19 protein-coding genes are annotated in these 18,540 nt (G+C 48.2%); 9 read left to right on the forward strand and 10 right to left on the reverse strand.

The genetic code is table 11. The annotated features are described in order from the left end of the window. The first annotated feature begins 2 nt into the window (after positions 1–2). The 3 genes from B067_RS0106245 to B067_RS19785 all read left to right on the forward strand — a co-directional run bounded on the left by B067_RS0106245 (position 3) and on the right by B067_RS19785 (position 2,584). Positions 3–485, forward strand: a complete 483-nt coding sequence (locus tag B067_RS0106245; protein ID WP_019529213.1) for an Lrp/AsnC ligand binding domain-containing protein — start codon at positions 3–5, stop codon at positions 483–485. Between the two features lie 10 nt (positions 486–495). Continuing rightward, positions 496–1,455, forward strand: coding sequence for an AEC family transporter (locus B067_RS0106250; protein WP_019529214.1), 960 nt, complete (start codon positions 496–498; stop codon positions 1,453–1,455). 142 nt (positions 1,456–1,597) lie between these two features. Beyond that, positions 1,598–2,584 carry a sensor domain-containing diguanylate cyclase gene (locus tag B067_RS19785; protein WP_019529215.1) on the forward strand — a complete coding sequence of 329 codons (987 nt, stop codon included), beginning with the start codon at positions 1,598–1,600 and terminating at the stop codon, positions 2,582–2,584. On the opposite strand, the gene B067_RS0106260 is transcribed toward B067_RS19785, so the two are convergent. From B067_RS0106260 to htpG, 4 genes are all read right to left on the reverse strand, one after another. Next, on the reverse strand, positions 2,566–3,423 hold the full coding sequence (locus B067_RS0106260) for an alpha/beta fold hydrolase (RefSeq protein ID WP_019529216.1): 858 nt from the start codon (positions 3,421–3,423) through the stop codon (positions 2,566–2,568). The two genes, B067_RS19785 and B067_RS0106260, sit on opposite strands and share 19 nt — an antisense overlap. Positions 3,424–3,425: 2 nt before the next feature. After that, entirely contained in the window at positions 3,426–3,899 is a 474-nt protein-coding gene (gene sixA, locus B067_RS0106265) for a phosphohistidine phosphatase SixA (protein ID WP_019529217.1), read from the reverse strand. A 34-nt stretch (positions 3,900–3,933) separates the two neighbouring features. After that, positions 3,934–4,950 (reverse strand): NAD(P)H-dependent glycerol-3-phosphate dehydrogenase, encoded by a 1,017-nt coding sequence (locus tag B067_RS0106270; protein ID WP_019529218.1) that lies wholly within the window; start codon positions 4,948–4,950, stop codon positions 3,934–3,936. A gap of 135 nt (positions 4,951–5,085) precedes the next feature. Continuing rightward, complete coding sequence (htpG, locus tag B067_RS0106275) at positions 5,086–7,008, reverse strand: molecular chaperone HtpG (protein ID WP_019529219.1); 1,923 nt, start codon at positions 7,006–7,008, stop codon at positions 5,086–5,088. Positions 7,009–7,180: 172 nt separating this feature from the next. On the opposite strand from htpG, the gene B067_RS0106280 reads away from it, so the two are divergent. Next, positions 7,181–8,047, forward strand: coding sequence for a DMT family transporter (locus tag B067_RS0106280; RefSeq protein ID WP_019529220.1), 867 nt, complete (start codon positions 7,181–7,183; stop codon positions 8,045–8,047). A gap of 48 nt (positions 8,048–8,095) precedes the next feature. Continuing rightward, entirely contained in the window at positions 8,096–8,452 is a 357-nt protein-coding gene (locus tag B067_RS0106285) for a HopJ type III effector protein (RefSeq protein ID WP_019529221.1), read from the forward strand. Between the two features lie 42 nt (positions 8,453–8,494). Here the strand turns inward: B067_RS0106285 and B067_RS19790 are convergent, their stop codons facing one another. The 4 genes from B067_RS19790 to B067_RS19795 all read right to left on the reverse strand — a co-directional run bounded on the left by B067_RS19790 (position 8,495) and on the right by B067_RS19795 (position 10,757). Further along, a complete protein-coding gene (locus B067_RS19790) occupies positions 8,495–9,484 on the reverse strand; it encodes a PA2778 family cysteine peptidase (protein WP_019529222.1) in 990 nt (329 codons plus the stop codon). Positions 9,485–9,514: 30 nt separating this feature from the next. Further along, positions 9,515–9,913, reverse strand: coding sequence for a PA2779 family protein (locus B067_RS0106295; RefSeq protein ID WP_019529223.1), 399 nt, complete (start codon positions 9,911–9,913; stop codon positions 9,515–9,517). 93 nt (positions 9,914–10,006) lie between these two features. Continuing rightward, positions 10,007–10,330, reverse strand: a complete 324-nt coding sequence (locus B067_RS0106300) for an ArsR/SmtB family transcription factor (protein WP_019529224.1) — start codon at positions 10,328–10,330, stop codon at positions 10,007–10,009. 22 nt (positions 10,331–10,352) lie between these two features. Next, the gene (locus B067_RS19795) at positions 10,353–10,757 is read right to left on the reverse strand and encodes an SRPBCC domain-containing protein (RefSeq protein ID WP_205619943.1); all 405 of its coding nucleotides are present in this window, start codon (positions 10,755–10,757) and stop codon (positions 10,353–10,355) included. Between the two features lie 305 nt (positions 10,758–11,062). Here B067_RS19795 and B067_RS0106310 point away from each other — a divergent pair, with 305 nt between their 5' ends. Then, a complete protein-coding gene (locus B067_RS0106310) occupies positions 11,063–13,174 on the forward strand; it encodes a TonB-dependent receptor (protein ID WP_019529225.1) in 2,112 nt (703 codons plus the stop codon). 11 nt (positions 13,175–13,185) lie between these two features. Then, positions 13,186–14,292 (forward strand): PepSY-associated TM helix domain-containing protein, encoded by a 1,107-nt coding sequence (locus B067_RS0106315; RefSeq protein ID WP_083921369.1) that lies wholly within the window; start codon positions 13,186–13,188, stop codon positions 14,290–14,292. A 108-nt stretch (positions 14,293–14,400) separates the two neighbouring features. Here the strand turns inward: B067_RS0106315 and B067_RS0106320 are convergent, their stop codons facing one another. Then, positions 14,401–15,573: an MFS transporter gene (locus tag B067_RS0106320; RefSeq protein ID WP_019529227.1), complete on the reverse strand. Its 1,173-nt coding sequence runs from the start codon at positions 15,571–15,573 to the stop codon at positions 14,401–14,403. 280 nt (positions 15,574–15,853) lie between these two features. On the opposite strand from B067_RS0106320, the gene B067_RS0106325 reads away from it, so the two are divergent. After that, positions 15,854–16,537, forward strand: a complete 684-nt coding sequence (locus B067_RS0106325; RefSeq protein ID WP_019529228.1) for a spermidine synthase family protein — start codon at positions 15,854–15,856, stop codon at positions 16,535–16,537. 108 nt (positions 16,538–16,645) lie between these two features. Further along, positions 16,646–17,362 (forward strand): YebC/PmpR family DNA-binding transcriptional regulator, encoded by a 717-nt coding sequence (locus B067_RS0106330; protein ID WP_019529229.1) that lies wholly within the window; start codon positions 16,646–16,648, stop codon positions 17,360–17,362. A 38-nt stretch (positions 17,363–17,400) separates the two neighbouring features. Here the strand turns inward: B067_RS0106330 and B067_RS0106335 are convergent, their stop codons facing one another. After that, positions 17,401–18,261 (reverse strand): hypothetical protein, encoded by an 861-nt coding sequence (locus B067_RS0106335; protein ID WP_019529230.1) that lies wholly within the window; start codon positions 18,259–18,261, stop codon positions 17,401–17,403. Positions 18,262–18,540 lie beyond the last annotated feature (279 nt).

Genomic DNA, 18,540 nt, shown 5'->3' on the forward strand with positions numbered 1-18,540 from the left:
TTATGGCTTCTAAGAATAACGACCCCCGGCCCTTAGACAAAATTGATAAAAACATACTGCGAGAACTGCAAAAAGACGGTCGAATCGCCTACGCTCAGCTCGCAAAGCGAGTGGGTTTAAGCCCCACTCCCTGTGTTGACAGGGTAAAACGCTTAGAGGCCGACGGCGTTATTCAAGGTTATAGCGCCATTATTAACCCCGAATCGGTCAACGCATCGCTAGTAGTGTTCGTACAAATCCGGCTCAGCCGCAGCTCCAAAGATGTCTTTGAAGACTTTAGTAAAGCTGCAGGCTTATTGCCAGAAATTCAGGAATGTCATTTGGTATCTGGCGCCTTTGATTACCTTATTAAGGCCCGGGTGGCGGATATGGGTTCTTACCGCGAGTTTTACGGCGACACCCTGCTGACGCTACCGGGCGTGGAGGTTTGCACCAGCTATGTCGCCATGGATCAGGTGAAAGAAAGCCTACACGTCGCCATATAGCGCCCCTCACATGACATCAAACTACCTGCAAGCCCTAGAATTCACCTTCTCGGTCACCGCCCCGGTATTCCTAATTGTATTCTTAGGGTTATACCTCAAGCGCAAACGCCATATTAATGATGAGTTTATAGGCATAGCCTCAAGGCTGGTCTTTAATATCTGCCTGCCCACACTGATGTTTTTGTCCATACTCAACAGCGGCATTAACTTAGCAGAGCAAGGCAAACTGGCTATTTTTGCCGCTCTGGCCGCTATTATTAGTTTCTATAGCTTTTGGTGGCTGTCTCCCCTACTCACCCAAAACCCGCAGGACCGCGGCGTAGCGGTACAGAGCGCCTTTAGAAGCAACCTAGGGATAGTGGGCATAGCCCTGTGCGCCAAAGCCTATGGTGACCCGGGACTAGCCGTGGGTGCTTTACTGCTGGCGGTAGTCACCCCGATTTACAACATACTCTCTATCTACGCACTCACCAAAAGCCTGCGCCAAGATGAAAAGTTGCAATGGCATAGGCTGTTACTGGATATCGTCAAAAACCCCTTAATTGTAAGCATAACCTGCGCACTTATAGGGCTAAGCATGGGCTGGCAATTACCCGCCATACTAGACGAAACCGGCCACTACCTAGGCAGCATGACTCTGCCGCTGGCCCTAATCACCATAGGTGGTAGCTTATCCATATCCGCCTTAAAAAAAGCCAGCACCCTCTCCGCCTACACGGTCTTTGCCAAACTGGTACTATTACCCACCGTCGTGACCAGTGCTGCGTGGTGGTATGGCTTGGATGGAGTAGAGTTGGGTTGCTTGGCACTGATGTTTGCTAGCCCCACCGCTGCGGCCGGCTTTGTGATGGTACGAGCCATAGGCGGCAATCATCAACTGGCCTCAAACACCATAGCCCTGAGCATGCTGGGCAGCGCGGTTAGTATTAGCGTATTACTGTATTTGCTGCGGCTACATGCTCTCGCCTAAGCAACACTCTAAAGCACAACACAAAACCACTAAACAAACTTGTTAGGCCGCCCCTAAGCCTTTATCATTCGCCCCCACTCTCTAGCACTAGGTGCCTATGCTTGCCTCCATAACACTAATAATAATCGGCTTTTGTTTAGGCATGACGGCCACCTTGCTTATCAGCAAGGGTAAAATTCGTCAGGCAACCACACTTAAAGAACAGAAAAAAGACGAGCTAGACCGTAACCGCAGAGCGCACTACTTTGCCCAAGTCGGCACTTGGGATTGGCAAATCAATGACGACATCCTGTACTGGTCCGATGAGATCTATGCCATTTTTGGCTATCAAACCGGTGAAATCACCCCTAGCTATCAAAAATTTATTAGCGCCGTACACCCCGACGATGTCGACAGCGTGCAAAGCGCAGAGCAGGCCTGTATGCAGGGCGACAAACACTATGAAATTGAATACCGCATAGTATGGCCCGACGACAGCATACACTGGCTGTTTGAATCAGGGGATGTGTTGTTTGACCGCGACGGCAAGCCGGAAAGGTTTACCGGCATAATACGAGAGATTACCCGCGCAAAAAAAACCAACGACTATTATCGCGAGCTGGCCCATTATGACAAATTAACCGGCCTGCCCAACCGCGAGCTCTTTGACCAGCGTATAGACGAAGCCATCACCAGAGCACAGCACCACAACAGCATGCTGGCACTGGTATTTATGGATTTAAATACCTTTAAACCTATTAATGATCAATACGGCCACAGCACCGGCGACCAAGTGCTACAGGCGCTGGGGCAAAGGCTCAAGCACTCCACCCGCAGCATCGATACTGTAGCGCGGGTAGGCGGTGACGAATTTGTCGCTATTTTAGAGGACGTTAAAAGCGATGAAGTATTAAAAATTGTCGAAAACCTGCGTTCGCTGTTTTTACAACCTATAGCTATTGATAAACAGCTTTTTCACTTAGGGATTAGCATAGGTATTAGCCTCTACCCCGACGATGCCAGTGATGCTGAAGCGTTAATACATGTAGCCGATATGGCCATGTATCAGGCCAAACAAAGTGGCGAAAACAACATACGCTTTGGCCATGCCGTGCCCACAGCTAAGCCTACTCAAGCTAAAGCGGAGTAAAACTGCTGAACGCGCTGGGCGATATCCGCCGCCTGCTGCTCCATATGAAAGTGATGGCCGCCCACTAGCAACTCACAAACAAACTGCGGGTACTGCCGCAAACGCTCAACACCGCCTTCGCGCACCACAAACCCCCGCTCCGCTAATAACACCAAAGCCGGCATGCTAATAGCCTTCATCATAGCTTCTACATGCTCATGGGATAATTTAATCGCCGAAGCCATACGCAGCCTAGGGTCCGCCACCCAAGTGTATAGCCCCGCCACCTTTTTCACCCCGCGCTCAACAATTTTTTGTGCTGCCGCCTCGCTCATATCGGCGGCTTTTAAGCGCGCCTGCACCGCTTCATTGATCGTGTTATAGCTGGGCATTTTTTTATCGGGTTTACGATAGCCCTTCAAAAAATCAGCCAACAACTGCGGGCTTTTTTGCAAATCAAACTTAGGCGGAAACACGCCGTCCAATAATAACAAAGACTGCACCCGCTCGGGCATGGCCGCCGCCAGCAACACACTCATAATGCCGCCACGGGAATGCCCCATCAAATGAAACTGCTGCCAACCCACGGCATCGGCCACCGCCAAAATATCCAGCAAATCATCCCAAATATTATAGGTAGCCTGCGCTTGTTTATGATCACTGTAACCGTGGCCGGGGGAATCCAAGGCGATAATATGGCACTGTGGTAAACGCGCTGCCAGCTCATCAAAGCTATTGGCATTATCTAACCAACCGTGCAGCGCTATTACTTTTATCGCCGCGCCTGCATGCCACTCTTTAGCCGCCAATTGATAACCGTTAACGTGAAAACGCTGTTCTTGCTCTTGTACAGCCGACATGACTACTCCCTGGAAAATTCTGGCGCATGGCGCAACCAACGCAATTCACCACAGCCAGGCAGGCCGTGCTTATTCTCAACACAGGCCATACTGGCGGGAGCCATGGCTGGGCCATAGTCACTAGGCTCAGTCATATAGGCGACTAAATCACTCACCAAGGGCTGGTGACTAATCAACAATACCCGCTGCAAGCCCGAGCGATGAATAAATTCGAAGACCTGCTTAGGATTAGATTCAGGCGTCAGTAACTCTTGGGTGCTGGGCTGTAAATCGGAAAAACTTTTTAACACTTGCTGCGCCGTTTGCTGGGTACGCAAATAGGGGCTAACCCATAGCGCGTCAAAACTAAAATCCAACTCCGCTAAACATTGGCCAGCCCGCAGGGCATCGGCTTCACCTTTGGCAGTTAATTTACGCTGAGCATCGGCGGTGGCATAACCTTCAGCCTGGCCGTGTCGTAGTATGACTATTTCCACATTATTATTTCCACAGAGTCAGTCCTAACACGCTTTACTGTACGGTAAATTCCACATCGCGGTTTTGCTCTGAAAACATCATCGCGCCCACCACTTCGTTAATGGTTTTTTTGTTATAAATTACGTCATATAAGGCCGAGACCAAGGGCATATAAATGCCCAACTCATCGGACTGTTGCTTAATAAGCTTTAAGGTATTTACCCCTTCCGCTACCTGCCCTAACTCAGCGACAATATCATCCAAAGCTTTGCCCTCACCCAACTGAAAGCCCACGCGATAATTACGGCTTAAGGGTGACATACAGGTGGCAATTAAATCACCCACGCCGGCCAAACCTAAAAAGGTCATAGGGTCGGCCCCTTTATGCACCGCAAAGCGGCTCATCTCAGCCAAGCTGCGGGTCATTAACATACTGAGAGTGTTTTGCCCGGTACCCATGGCAGCTGCCATACCAGAAATAATGGCGTAGATATTTTTTAGCGCGCCGCCCAGCTCCACCCCGAACACATCGTTACTGGCATACACTCGAAAAGTTCCGCTGTGCAATAAGGCTTGTATGGTTTCGTTTAGCGCATCATCTTCACTAGCGATGACCGTGCCGGTAATTTGGCCTGCGGCTATTTCTTTCGCCAGATTGGGGCCGCTTAATACCCCTATACGTGCCTGCGGAATTTCTTCCCCCAACACTTGGCTCATCAATTTAAAATTGGCGGGCTCTATACCCTTGGTAGTGCTGATTAAAATCGTTTGATCGGCAATATGGGCGTTCAGCTCTTTCGCCACATCTCTAGAGGAACTGCTAGGCACAGCCATAAAAATAACATCGCAGCCCTGTACCGCAGCAGCCAAATCAATACTGGCTCGCAGCTGCTCATTTAAGGGATAGTCAGGCAAATAGTTGTGGTTGATATGCTGCTGATTAATTTCATCGGCGCGCGCTTCATTACGCATCCACAAACACACAGAGTGGCCGTTGTTGGCCATGATATTAGCAATAGCAGTACCAAAACTACCACCGCCCAGCACGGCTACTTTAGAAGATTTAAGCATAGTTGTTATATTAAGCCTTTAGCTCTTATTTGATGGTCACCGTATTATAGCTGCTATCTAGGCCTTAACGGTATGACTGAGGCATAAAAAAACGGCGACCTATATAGGCCGCCGTTTCATTAACCAATGTGCTGCTTATTGGCTTAGTTCAAGAATCAACTTGTTTAAGCGATGTACAAACGAGGCGGGATCCTCTAATTGTGCGCCCTCTGCCAAGTGTGATTGATCAAACAGTATTTCAACCAAGTCGGCAAAACGATCTTCGTCCTGTTCGGCATCCAGCTTTTTAACCAGCGCATGTTCAGGGTTAAGCTCAAAGATAGGCTTAGACTCTGGCACGGCTTGGCCGGCCTGCTCTAATATGCGGCGCATTTGCGCACCCATATCTTGCTCACCTACCACCAAACAAGCGGGCGACTCAGTCAAGCGATTAGTCACACGTACCTCTGCAACCTTATCGGCCAATGCGGCTTTAACTCGCTCGATTAAATCTTTGTTTTCACCGGCTAGCTTCTCTTGCTCTTGCTTGTCGTTTTCGTCTTCCAAGTCGCCTAGATCTAGCTGGCCCTTGCCTACATCGTGGAATTTTTTGCCATCAAATTCCATTAAGTGGCCCATTAGCCACTCGTCTACGCGGTCAGACAATAACAACACCTCTATGCCCTTTTTACGGAACACTTCTAAGTGAGGACTGTTTTTAGCGGTAGTAAAATGATCGCCAGCCACGTAGTAAATATCTTTTTGGCCTTCTTTCATGCGGCCTATGTAATCTTCCAGCGATTGATCCTGGGCTTCAACATTGGTATGGGTAGTACTAAAGCGGAACAGCTTGGCCACTTTTTCTTTGTTGGCAAAGTCTTCTGCCGGGCCTTCTTTTAATACCTGACCAAATTCCTGCCAAAAACCAGCGTATTGTTCAGGATCTTTCTTAGCCATTTTAGCCAGCATATCTAAAACACGCTTGGTTAAGGCCGACTTCATAGAATCTACGGCAGGGTCTTGCTGTAAAATTTCGCGCGATACGTTTAATGACAAATCGTTGCTATCGACTACACCTTTAATAAAGCGTAGATACATAGGTAAGAACTGTTCAGCGTCATCCATAATAAAGGTGCGCTGTACGTAGAGCTTTAAGCCACGGTTGGCGTCACGGTTCCACATATCAAAGGGTGCACGCTTAGGCACATACAATAGGCTGTTATATTCTAACTTACCTTCAACCTTGTTATGGCTCCAGCTCAGCGGCTCTTCAAAGTCATGTGAAACTAATTTATAGAACTCTTTATATTCTTCGTCTTTAACATCAGCCCGTGAGCGCGTCCACAAAGCCGTGGCATTGTTAATAGTTTCGAATTCAGGCGCCGTATCTTCTTTTTTCTCTGCGTCGTCGCCTTCTTCAGGAGCCGACGTATCTTGCTTCTCCATCATCACCGGCAGGGCAATATGGTCAGAGTATTTTTTCACTATAGAGCGTATGCGCCAGTTATCAGCAAAATCGAGTTCTTCATCGCGCAGGTGCAAAATAATGGTGGTGCCTCTATCGGCTTTTTCTATAGTTTCTACGCTAAAGTCTGCTTCACCTTCCGACTCCCAACGCACACCGGCAGCGTGATCTAAACCGGCGCGACGCGTTAATACTTCTACTTTATCGGCGACGATAAAGGCTGAGTAAAAGCCCACACCAAATTGGCCTATCAAATGTGAATCTTTCTTTTGGTCACCGCTAAGCTTGCTTAAAAATTCAGCTGTGCCCGACTTGGCGATAGTGCCCAAGTGGTTAATCACATCTTCTTTCGACATGCCTATGCCGTTGTCGGCGATGGTGATGGTTTTGGCATCTTTATCAAAGCTGATGGTGATTTTTAGCTCGGGGTCATTCTCGTATAAGGCGCTATCGGCCAAAGCTTCAAAACGCAGCTTGTCGGCGGCGTCAGAGGCATTAGAGATTAGTTCACGCAGGAAGATCTCTTTATTGGAATAAAGAGAGTGAATCATCAACTGTAGTAATTGTTTGGCCTCGGTTTGAAAGCCTAAGGTTTCTTTTTCTGCTGTTGCCATGGTCAATATGCTCCTAAACCACTGATTATTTATTAAGCCACTCGCCGTGCAAGGGGCGTTTTAACATGCTTGCAAGGGATATGAGGGCGGGCTATGGGATTTCAAGGGGCGAGGCTTTAAGAAAAACGCTATAATCGCCGATCGACATGACTGCAACACCGCTAGGAAACACGTGACCGCTACCTCAGCCCCCAATAACAAATTAATGTTAGGCATCAGCTTAGGCATCATCACGGTGCTTATCGCCAGCACTGTGGGCGCAGCGGGCAAATACATAGGCGCTGAGGTCAATGCCTCTGCCATCGTCTTCTTTCAGTATTTTTTCTGCATGCTATGTTGCCTGCCCTGGCTATTAAAACACCGCCTCAAGGGCCTAAAAACCGAACACCCCTGGCTACACATCACCCGCAGCCTAGGCGGATTAGTAGGTTTTTATGTGTACTGGCAGGCCCTGCAACACATCCCGCTGGTGGATAGCACCCTACTCAGAAACTCGGCACCTTTGATGGTGCCCATTATTATCTTCTTTTGGCTGGGCTTAGGCATACCCAAGGTACGCTGGCTGCCGCTGGTCATAGGCTTTATCGGTATTAGTGTAATTTTACGAGCGGGCGAGCACGGTATTAGCACCTGGCATATTATCGGCCTGTTATCCGGGGCGGGGTTGGCGGTGTCTATGGTATCAACCAGCTTATTGAGTAAAACCGAGCCAGGCGGCCGTATTCTTTTTTATTATTTCTTTGTTTCGCTATTGGCGGTAACCCCCTATTTTATCTACGACTACCAAAGCATACCCGCCAACGCTTGGCCCTGGTTATTTTATATAGGCGTTGCCATGTATCTTAGCCTCAGGCTATACACCACCGCCTTCGCCTACGTTAAGCCCTCCATACTAGCCCCTACCAGTTATTTTTCGGTGGTGTTTGCCGGTATTTTAGAGTGGTTGATATGGGACCATATTCCCGACGGCTGGACGCTATTTGGCATCGCCCTAGTGGTACTGGGCGGGCTGCTGATTTTACGCTTTGGCAAAGAATAAATTGATACTGTAGAAAAGAATAAAATTTACAATTTAAAAGGAAGCTCCATGTCTATACCCGCATTAATAACCCAACTACAACAAACACCTAACAGCGTAGAATTTAACCAAGTAATGAACGCCATTGCCAACAACTTTGATTACAGCGCCACCCGCTTTAGCAATGGCCCAGAGCTTATTAATGAAGCCGGCACTAACGAAGGCTCTTGTAAAATATTTGCCTTTGCCCAATTAATGCAATTAGACCCAACGCAAACTCTGGCCTGCTTTGGCAGATACTATAGAGACGATGTATTGCTACATCCTGAAGGCAATGACCACGCCAATATACGCGCCTTTATAAAGCACGGCTGGCAAGGGATACAGTTTGAAGGGGTAGCGTTAGTTAATCGTGAAAACGCGTAAGCGCTTAGCGATAAAACTCAGCTTTTTTTATTAGCACAGTAATTATGGCAACACACAGGGGCTAAGCTTGCAACTAGCTTCAGCGGCCGCTGCGGGGTAGCGATTAATATCGTCAAAACTCTCCAGCAGCTGCTTATTACCCGGCTGCAACTGCACTGCGCAGTGTATGGCTTGTTTAGCAGCGCTAATACAGTGACGCTTAATTAGCGTGTAAGCAAGATTATTCCAACCCTGCGCCGCTTGCGGTTGCTGTGTTATGTAATCAGTGAAATGCTGTTCGGCATGCATGTAATTACCCAAAGCATACGCCGCATTACCCGCACCAAAAGCTGCCAGCGTCGTCTGCGGCCATCGTCCTAACACGGTTTGATATGCTGCATAAGCGGCCTGTACCTCGCCCACTTGTTCCAGCTGACTAGCAGCTTGCACTGCGGCCGCCGCAGTCGCGGTTACGGGTAAGGCGTCAGGGCGAGTTAACACCACCGCCCAAGAATTTGCTCGCCGCCAAGTTTTAGCAAATAAACTAAACCCTATCTCGTGCTTTAGCTCTGTACCGGAACGCAGGCCTATCGTTTGCCGCTTAAGGTCGTACGCCATAGCGACACTAAAATGCCAGCGCGGCAGCCAATTAAAGCCCAAGTTTTGCATCACCAACACGGGATTACCCGCGTTGATTTCGGCCAGCACATCTAGCAACTCAGGGGCCAAGGGATACACCAATAAACCATAGCGTCTAGCTCTGGCAACCATTTCGGTGGTAACCGTGCCTTCTTTGCCGGGGATATAAATTTTCTCGCGTAACTGCTCGGGGCTAACCACTATGCCCTGCACACCCAGCATAGTCGCTAATGAGCTAGGACCACATTGATCTTCTATCTGAGGGTAATAAGGTAAGTTCGCAATGTTATGAGAGGGCGCTAATTGCGCATAGCGATCGCTGTCACGGTTAAGAAGGTCGCGATTAATAGGCTGGCTACTGCAGGCCGTTAATATAAGCAGTAGCAACAGCCCAAAAAATTTTGCTACCTCCATCCTAGGTATTAACGATAGAGGCAGCGACACTTACTTATTAATACAATGAACAAAAGAAAATACGTCAGTAGCACACAACATATCGGTAATAATAAACACGACAAATATTGTTAACAGCACACCCACTATACCGCCAGCAGGTTGCTCAGCTAACTCAACATTAAGCTGTTGAATTTCCGCTGGTGTTAAACTCGCCACGCGATCATTTAACTGATCGGTATCAACCCCCAACGCCTCTAACTGCTGCTTAAGCTCAGTGGACGCTAAAGCCGATTGTAAATCTTGTTGGCTATAGTTAGCTCCCTCAGCCTGTATCATGGTGGAGGTAGCCACCATGCCAGCCTGGGAATAACTCGCTAATAAGCCGGTAAACACCATCAAAATAACTAACAGGGCTTTTATTCTTTTACTTTGCAATAAAGTATTCATTGATTACATCCCATTGCGTTGGCTACCTAGTGTAACGAACGAACGAAGGAGTATAGCAGACATCCACCATTAACCATAAAAGGCCCCCGCTTACTACTGCTTATCAGCCCCATCCTCCACGAAAACCTTCAACGCCTGTAATCTCTGATCCCACTGGCTCTCTAACTGAGCAATAAGCTGCCGCGCAGCTTTTAACTTTTCTATATCTAAGACCACCGCAGTTTCTCGCCCCTTAGGGATGAGCTGCACAAGCTTAGCCGACACCAACACCTGCAATTGCTTGCGCGCGCCTTGGCGAGTAAGGTCTAAGTTTTTTGATAACTCGCCTATGGTGTAAGTTGAGCCGCTGGCAAGCCGGGTGACTATCTCTAACCTAAGCGGATCACCCAGCGCCTTGTAGACTTCAGCCTGAGTCATTATGCCGCTTCAACATATTTTATTAACCGGCCCAGCATAAAGTCCCAACCGCCGGAGTTTTCTGTGTAAGCCTCGGCTGGCGCGCAGCAAAGCCTGACTCTATCAACGTTACCTTGCATTGCCCTTCGGGCTTTTCTTCAATAATAAATTCCACCAAGGTATTGGGCACAGTGAGCACATCACCTAAATAGTTGTTAGCGCCTGGAACCCAGCGATAAGCAAAATAATCGTGAGGCTTAGCATCAACAATACACACCTGGTTTTTAGCGTATTCACCAAAACCAAAAATCGGCTGTTCACCTACTTTATAATCGCCCTCTAGCGTTTCGGGAAACCACCGCACCAGCTGCTCAGCAATGGTTATCGCATTATAAATGCGCTCTTTGGTGGCTTTAATGGTAATTTCGCGCTTAATAACATCTTGCATGGCAACCTCCCTTTGTGGGCCAGCGTTTGAAGTGGGGGAAGTAAAGCATCACACGTTTAATATGCAACACATTGGTTGCGTATTGTTTTTTGCCTGCTCTTAAATTAGTGATCTTATCTGTCGCCACCGTATTAACTGTCCGCCTAGCCAACACTTCATACCCTTAGCCAGCCCAAAACTGCTAGAACAATAACCTATCTCACAAATGCTATTGATAATCGTTCTCATTAGCATTAACATGCACGCTCATTGCAGCACACCCTTAAACCTATAGCTAAAACGACCTAGCCCAGAGAGAATTTTTTATGCGCCACTCAGCCAGCCTGCCCACCACAGCGCTAGTCCTATCCATTGCCACCCCGTTTTCTGCATCCTTTGCCTCAGCCGCCGACAATACCCTAGTGGAAGAAATGGTGGTTACGGCCAGTCGTACGGCAAGGCCATTAAGCACCATACCCAATACTGTTACAGTAATTAATCAGGCCGACCTCAACCAGCAGTTAACAGTTAACAACGACCTCTCTACGATTTTGGGTAACCTCATACCCAGCTTTACCCCCAGCCGCCAAAAGCTCACCAGCGCCGGTGAAACCCTGCGCGGCCGCAGCCCTTTGTACATGGTGGATGGTATTCCGCAATCCAACCCCCTGCGCGACGGCGGCCGCGACGGCCACACCATAGACCCCTTGGTGCTTGAACGTATAGAAGTGATACACGGCGCCAATGCCATCCACGGCCTAGGTGCCTCGGGCGGCATTATTAATTTGATTACCAAAAAGCCCACCGAAGAATTGCAGCAAAGCATACGTCTAGAAACCTATTTTCAAGAAGATGATGTAGGCGACAGCTTGGGCTACGGGGTTAACTATGGCTTTTCTGGCAGCAGCGGCAACTTTGATATGATCGCCAGCCTAGGCTATCGCTCACAGGGTTTAGCTTATGATGCCAACGACGACATCATAGGTTTTGATAACACCCAAGGCGACACCATGGACTCGGAAACCCATAATGTCTTTTTCAAGATAGGCTACAACTGGGACGACCAACGCCTAGAGCTATCAGCCAACCGCTACAAAATTTCTGGCAATAACGACTGGACCTCCGTGCCAGGTAACGTAGCCGAAGGCATAGCCACAACGGCGATAGAGCAAGACATGCAAGGCGACGCACCCAGCAATGAAGTCACCCTATTCAGTCTCAATTATTCTAACGATGACATACTAGGCCATCAGCTGCGCGTGCAGGCCTTTAACCAAGACTTCTCCGGCACCTATGGCGGTGGAGTATTCTCCAGTTTTCAAGACCCCGCCTACGGCAGCGATATTTTTGATCAATCACAAAACAATTCAGAAAAATACGGCTTAAAAATTACCGCCATTAAAGACCAAGTGGCTGGCCTGCCTTTAAACCTGGTGTACGGCATAGACTTTTTTAGCGACTCCACCTACCAGCAATTAGTACAAACCAGCCGCAAGTGGGTGCCCGATACTGAATACCAAAACTACGCCCCCTATCTACAAATGGAATTTACTGGCATTGAACAATTAACCGTAACCGCCGGTATACGCCACGAAAAATCGGAGCTTAAGGTGGATGATTTCACCACCCTGTATAGCTATGGTAGCCAAGCGGTTGTAGGCGGTAACCCCGAGTTTTCCGAAACACTTTACAACCTAGGTGCTAAATACCGCATCACCGATCACTGGCGCGTATTTGCTAACTACTCCGAAGGTTTTTCTATGCCAGATGTGGGCCGTGTCTTGCGCGGCATCAATCTAGCCGATCAACGTGTTGATAGTTTTCTAGAGCTAGACCCCATCGTGGCGCAAAACCGGGAAGCGGGTGTGGAATATATCACTCAAGTTTTTTCAGCCCACTTAACTTACTACCAGTCGGAATCTGATTTCGGCCAGCGCTTACAATTGAATGCCGATGGCCAATATTTGGTTAAACGCGAGCGCACCGAAGTGGACGGGGTAGAAGCACGCCTGCAGTGGCTGGCCACTGATGTCGATACTTTTGGTTTGCGCTATGCCCATACCGAAGGCGAATACGATTCAGATGAAAGCGGTAGCGTAGACACCGAATTAGACGGCGCCAATATTTCGCCCAACCGCATTAACCTCAGCTGGGAAAGAAACTGGACCGCGGCCCTGAGCACGCGCCTGCAAATCAGCCACTTAAAAGATCTCACCTTTAAAAATAGTGATAGCAGTACTTATGCAGAATTTGAAGGCTATACCACCGCCGATCTCAGTGCCAACATAGAGTCATCCGTGGGTACCTTTACCGTAGGCGTACAGAACCTAACGAATGAAGATTACTTCAGCTACTACTCGCAAACTGTGGGTAGTGATGAGCGTAACTTTACCGGCCTGGGCCGTAGCTTTAGCCTCAGCTACCACCGCGTCTTTTAAGGTCTCCCCCTATGCGGAAAACAATGTTCAGCTTACATAAATACAGTGGTTTACTGCTGGGGATGATTGTCGCCCTAATAGGCTTGAGCGGCAGCCTATTAGTGTTCGACCATGCCTTGGATGAAGCCCTAACACCTGAGTTAAGGGGCTTAGGTTTGGATTTAGATTTGGACGTGGCCACTGAGCCCAGCGCCACACTGCAACAAGTACTTAGCGCATCAAAAGGCGCGGTGCCCGCAGGCTCGCACGCCACCCGCATTTACCTCGCTAGGCAAGCCGGCTCACCCCATACCATTAGGTTTAACGGCCCGCCGCCCGCACAGGCGCGGTTGGAAGTAAACGTAGCCGCCGACAGCGCACAAGTACTCACCGTACGCGAATGGGGCTACTACCCCATGAGCTGGCTATACCGTTTGCATTACACCTTACTGTCCGGCCACCGCGGTGAAACCTTAGTGGGCATACTTGGTTTTGTTTTATTGTTTTATTGTATTAGCGGTTTGGTTTTATGGTGGCCTCGCCGTCGCGGCCGCTGGCGTCAAGCCTTACGCATTAATAGGCAAGCCAGCAACGCACGGTTTTTATGGGATTTACACCGGGTAGTAGGCGTGGCCAGTATGCCGGTATTAAGCCTATGCGCCATTACCGGCATAGCCATGGTGTTTGCCAAACCCACAGCGGCCATTATCGATAGCGTGGCCCCACTTGCGACTAAACCCAGTTATAGCGTCGCGCCTAGTGGCCAACCACTGCCGTTAAATACGCTGATAGCAAAAGCAAAACTTGCCGTACCTAACAGCGAAATAAAACGTATCTTCCTACCCCAACAGCCTCAGCACAGCCTACGGTTAAGCGCCAATTTTGCCGGCGAGCCTTGGTCCAACCACGGTGCCAGCAGTATTTGGTTAAACCCCTATAGTGGCGAGGTGTTAGGCCTGTGGGATGCGAGCCAACAGCCCTGGGGGAATACGGTGTTAAGCTGGGTTTTTCCCCTGCATAATGCCGACGTCTTAGGCTTGCCTGGGCGCTGGCTGTGGCTAATCGTAGGCACTATACCGGCCTTATTATTTTTTACCGGCACTTATCTTTGGTGGCGAAAATGGCGTCGTCGCCGTTAAGTTGGGCGGAAGGTTTTGGTTTATCGAAACAGAGTAATTTTATTTTCAACCGGGCTAAAAAATAAAATAGTCGCCCTGGTTTTTTAGGCTCTGTTTTTATGCCCTGTTTTAGTTCCTGTCTTTAGGCCCTTTAGCCATCCACACAAAACAAAAACATAAGATACTGATTAATGCCAACACCCAAACAAACCCCTGCGGGTCTGACCACTTCATCGCGTAGCCAGAAATGCTGGGGCCTAATAAGGTGCCACCGGCATACATCATAATAAAACCGGAGTTAGCAGCGGCTAATTCATCGCCATTAAACCTATGGCCTATACCGATAATGCCGGCAGTATAAATCCCTATTGCCACCCCGCCCCACACAAACACCATGGGCCACAGCAACCAAGGGTTGTGTATGGTAAGTGGCAATAACATGGCAGCAGCGGCACACAAAAAAGTCACCATTAAAAACACGCCACGCAAGCTAAAGCGGTCAGCACAGCGGCCTATCACGGGTTGCAACACCACACTGCCTATGACAAAGACACTGAGCATCACCATAGCATCGTGCACCGGTAAATTGATGTGTATGCCGTAAATATGTAGCAAGGCATACACCGACACCTCCACAAAACCAGCGGTAAAACCAATCACATACAACAGCGGCGATCGCCTACCTATATGCCAAAAACCATAGCTGTCGTGGCCGTTAAAATCGATATCTATATTACCTAAGTAAAACAGCGGTATCGCCGAGACTAAAATAATGGCTATGGCGATATAAAACGGCAATAAACCTTCACTGCCCACCAAGGTTAAAATAATGGGGCCTAAGGCAAAACCCACCGCAAAAAAACAGCCATACAAACCCATAATCTTGCCGCGATTATGGGACTCAGCTAAGGCGTTAATACAGGTTTCGCTAATCACCCATACCAGGCATATACCCAAGCCTAAAAAATAACGATACAGAAACCAGCTAAGCATATCCTTGCTGTGGGCTAGGCTAAACAACGACAAGGCAATAAGCGCTATTCCCACATACATTAATATCACCGAGTTTATACGCGACATCAGCTTAGGCACAAAAGGCCCTAGCGTTAAAATCGCTACTGCAGTCATGGCTGAGTGTATGCCTATCATGTCAGTGCCATAGCCACGGGCATCCATAATCAGCGAGAGCAGCTGTAAGCTCATGCTAATAGTAATACCCACCACCATCACGCTAATCAAAATAGCGATTAAGTTGCGTTTATAAGTACTGTGTTGATTTTGTGTGATTTGCGTTGTCGACATAGCCTACTGCTTTTAAACCTAAGCGAAAAAACCGAAGTATACGTCAACTTTTAATAGCTTGTGATGACTTTTTGTAACGCAATGTCATGATAATTGAGCTATTAGCTGCACCCGCTTTAGTAGTATTCCCTCGTTCTCAAAGAGACAACCCCCACGTCCCCCCTCTTAATCAACAGTTTGCTAATTATTTATAACGACCATTATGCTAAAGTGCGCCACTGCAACGATATACAACGTTATACAACAACAGCACTCACTACCACCCACTCTGGATTCCCTCATGATACCTTGGATAGCCTTAGGCAGCGCTCAAATCCCCAATAACGGCGGAGAGTTAAAATTTTCGCGGCGCGGCGATGAGTTTTCTATACGTTTGTCCGGTATACGCGGTGAGCTCATGAATAGCCGGGTGTTTAACTCGGAAGAAGTGTTATCACAATTAGGCTGCGCCCATATTAAAACCGCCGATAAGGCGCAGGTGTTAGTCGGCGGCTTAGGCATGGGTTATACGCTGGCCTCTGCCCTTAACAACGTTAGCGCCACCGCAACGGTTACCGTTGCCGAGTTAATCCCTGAGGTGGTTACTTGGAATGAAGGCCCCTTGGGTGAGTGTGCGGGCAACCCCTTGCAAGATTCCCGCACCCACGTACATATAGGCGATGTGGCAGAATTGTTATCAGGTAAAGAGCTAGCTTACGACGCCATTTTATTAGATGTGGATAACGGCCCCGAAGGATTAACTCACGCCGATAATAATTGGATTTATTCCAGCCAGGGCCTAGAAGATATTTATAAAACCCTACGCCCAGAAGGTATGCTGGCAATATGGTCAGCCGGGCCAGACTCTTTATTTGTCATACGCCTCAAAAAAGCCGGCTTTAAAGTTGAGCTGCGCACCGTGCGTGCGCGGGTGGGCAAAGGCAGCCGCCACACCATTTTTCTAGCGAAAAAACCTTGGCGTTAACTAGGCCACAGAAACGCTAAACCGCTATAGCACTAAGCTTGCGTGAAATAATTCCATCTTCGCGCTATCTTCGTTAACATTACGCCTTTATTTCTCTGGAGCACACCCATGGGCAGAGCCTATCAAAACCGCAAAGAGTCTATGGCTAAGACCTCTGACGCCAAAGCCAAGGTTTACAGCCGTTACGGCCGTGAAATTTATGTATGCGCCAAAGCGGGAGGCTGCGAGCCTGACGGCAACCTCACCCTACGCGGCTTGATAGATCGTGCAAAAAAAGACCAGGTGCCCAGCCACGTTATAGAAAAAGCACTGCAAAAAGCCAAGGGCGGCGGCGGCGAAGACTTTGCCCCAGCGATATACGAAGGCTATGGCCCCGGCAGCACTATGGTGATGATAGAGTGCCTTACCGACAACCCCAACCGTACCTTCGGTGATGTGCGCCTGTGCTTTACCAAAACCAAATGCAAAATAGGCACCCAGGGTAGCGTCAGCCACATGTTTGACCACAGCGCCATTTTTGTTTTTAAAAACGACGATGAAGAAGCCGTGTTGGAAGCCTTGATGATGGAAGATGTAGACGTCAGCGACCTAGAACACGAAGACGGTTTGATGACGGTATTTGTGCCCCACACCGAATACTTTAAAGCCAAGCAGGCCTTAGAAAACACCTTTGGAGAAATTGACTTTGAAATTTCCGAGATTCAATACCTAGCGCAAAACACCACGCCTATAGATGCCGAAGCATTACCCATGTTCGAAAAGTTTATGGATATGATTAATGATTTAGACGATGTGCAAAACGTGTATCACAACGCTGAGTTGTAACACACAAATACATATCCCTAACAAAAAAAGCTTGGGGGCTATTTGCCCTGAAGTGCAAACTCCTCATCCAGCTCTGCCCATATTTCTTGCGCCCAGCGGCGCAGGGTCAAAGCCTCTTGCCACCTATCGGAAAGTTCATAACCCTTGGCATCGGTAATAGCATAGCTAGGCGGGCCTAACTCACAAAGAAAAATGCAGGTGGCATCATTAGCGTTGCGCTGACGCCACAAGCGCATGCCCTGCTGCCACCAAACTTTAAAAACATTGACCCACTCCTGATGCTGTGGAAAATCAATTTGTATTTGCACTTGTTCGCGGCAGGCAATACGGCCTTGAAAACAATCGGTGCGCTCTAAAATACGGCGAATTAAACTTTGATCCCTTAAGCTTAATGGCAGGCTAAACTCCCTATCGACCACAAAATGCGATAAATCACCGGTAAGTTCTAGCTCGGGAATATTATCGATAACTTCCAAGGTGTAAAAAAGATCGTTGAGTATACCGTCGCGGTGGGTTTCAAACAGTAAATTAATACCCATGTCGTCGGCCTCTTGCAGCCAGCGATAAATTACCGGTATAGCACCGACAACACCGATGGGCATCACTTGTCCTATAGTGTTGACCTTGGCAGGGTTAAAGCCTTTGGCAAATTCCAGCAGAGGCTTCATTTCGTTTACTTTTTTGGGGAATAGATTAAACATGCTTTTTAGCTTGTATTTATCGAATAACTCCCGTGTTTCATCATAAAACGCTAAAGTGTTTAACGAAGGGTCTAGGCACATACCGTGGTAACCAGCCTCTGCCACCATGGCAAAGTTTTGTTCATGGCTGCGCTCATCTTTATCGGGGTGGCGTAATCCCATGGCCCATAACGATTGAAACACTTCGAGTTTTTGCATACTAATCCTATATGTTTAATGCGACATTCAAGCGGTTGTTAAAAAGAGGTTAAAAACGAAGCTGTATTACAGCCTACTATTTTAGCCTGTTGAGCTGCAATTAAAAATCTTTGCCAGCAGCATTGGGTAAGTCTTCGCTTCCATAGAGTATACGAACGACACGGCATTTGTGAAAAATAGTTCAACATCTGAACGATCGATAGATCTACCTGCCATTTTGGCATTTAAACAGTGGCTATTTACAGAGTTTGAACATTAATTTTATTAATACCTATTTTC

Origin of the sequence: Dasania marina DSM 21967 (assembly GCF_000373485.1) — a bacterium.
GTDB lineage: Bacteria > Pseudomonadota > Gammaproteobacteria > Pseudomonadales > Dasaniaceae > Dasania > Dasania marina.

Excerpts from the sequence above, each read along its gene's own strand:
- B067_RS19785 (WP_019529215.1), top strand. The coding sequence starts at position 1,598 with ATGACGGCCACCTTGCTTATCAGCAAGGGTAAAATTCGTCAGGCAACC.
- B067_RS0106270 (WP_019529218.1), bottom strand. The coding sequence starts at position 4,950 with ATGCTTAAATCTTCTAAAGTAGCCGTGCTGGGCGGTGGTAGTTTTGGT.
- B067_RS0106285 (WP_019529221.1), top strand. The coding sequence starts at position 8,096 with ATGTCTATACCCGCATTAATAACCCAACTACAACAAACACCTAACAGC.
- B067_RS19795 (WP_205619943.1), bottom strand. The coding sequence starts at position 10,757 with ATGCAAGATGTTATTAAGCGCGAAATTACCATTAAAGCCACCAAAGAG.
- B067_RS0106310 (WP_019529225.1), top strand. The coding sequence starts at position 11,063 with ATGCGCCACTCAGCCAGCCTGCCCACCACAGCGCTAGTCCTATCCATT.
- B067_RS19790 (WP_019529222.1), bottom strand. The coding sequence starts at position 9,484 with ATGGAGGTAGCAAAATTTTTTGGGCTGTTGCTACTGCTTATATTAACG.
- htpG (WP_019529219.1), bottom strand. The coding sequence starts at position 7,008 with ATGGCAACAGCAGAAAAAGAAACCTTAGGCTTTCAAACCGAGGCCAAA.
- B067_RS0106320 (WP_019529227.1), bottom strand. The coding sequence starts at position 15,573 with ATGTCGACAACGCAAATCACACAAAATCAACACAGTACTTATAAACGC.
- B067_RS0106330 (WP_019529229.1), top strand. The coding sequence starts at position 16,646 with ATGGGCAGAGCCTATCAAAACCGCAAAGAGTCTATGGCTAAGACCTCT.
- B067_RS0106295 (WP_019529223.1), bottom strand. The coding sequence starts at position 9,913 with ATGAATACTTTATTGCAAAGTAAAAGAATAAAAGCCCTGTTAGTTATT.
- B067_RS0106250 (WP_019529214.1), top strand. The coding sequence starts at position 496 with ATGACATCAAACTACCTGCAAGCCCTAGAATTCACCTTCTCGGTCACC.
- B067_RS0106245 (WP_019529213.1), top strand. The coding sequence starts at position 3 with ATGGCTTCTAAGAATAACGACCCCCGGCCCTTAGACAAAATTGATAAA.
- B067_RS0106335 (WP_019529230.1), bottom strand. The coding sequence starts at position 18,261 with ATGCAAAAACTCGAAGTGTTTCAATCGTTATGGGCCATGGGATTACGC.
- B067_RS0106315 (WP_083921369.1), top strand. The coding sequence starts at position 13,186 with ATGCGGAAAACAATGTTCAGCTTACATAAATACAGTGGTTTACTGCTG.
- B067_RS0106325 (WP_019529228.1), top strand. The coding sequence starts at position 15,854 with ATGATACCTTGGATAGCCTTAGGCAGCGCTCAAATCCCCAATAACGGC.
- B067_RS0106300 (WP_019529224.1), bottom strand. The coding sequence starts at position 10,330 with ATGACTCAGGCTGAAGTCTACAAGGCGCTGGGTGATCCGCTTAGGTTA.
- B067_RS0106260 (WP_019529216.1), bottom strand. The coding sequence starts at position 3,423 with ATGTCGGCTGTACAAGAGCAAGAACAGCGTTTTCACGTTAACGGTTAT.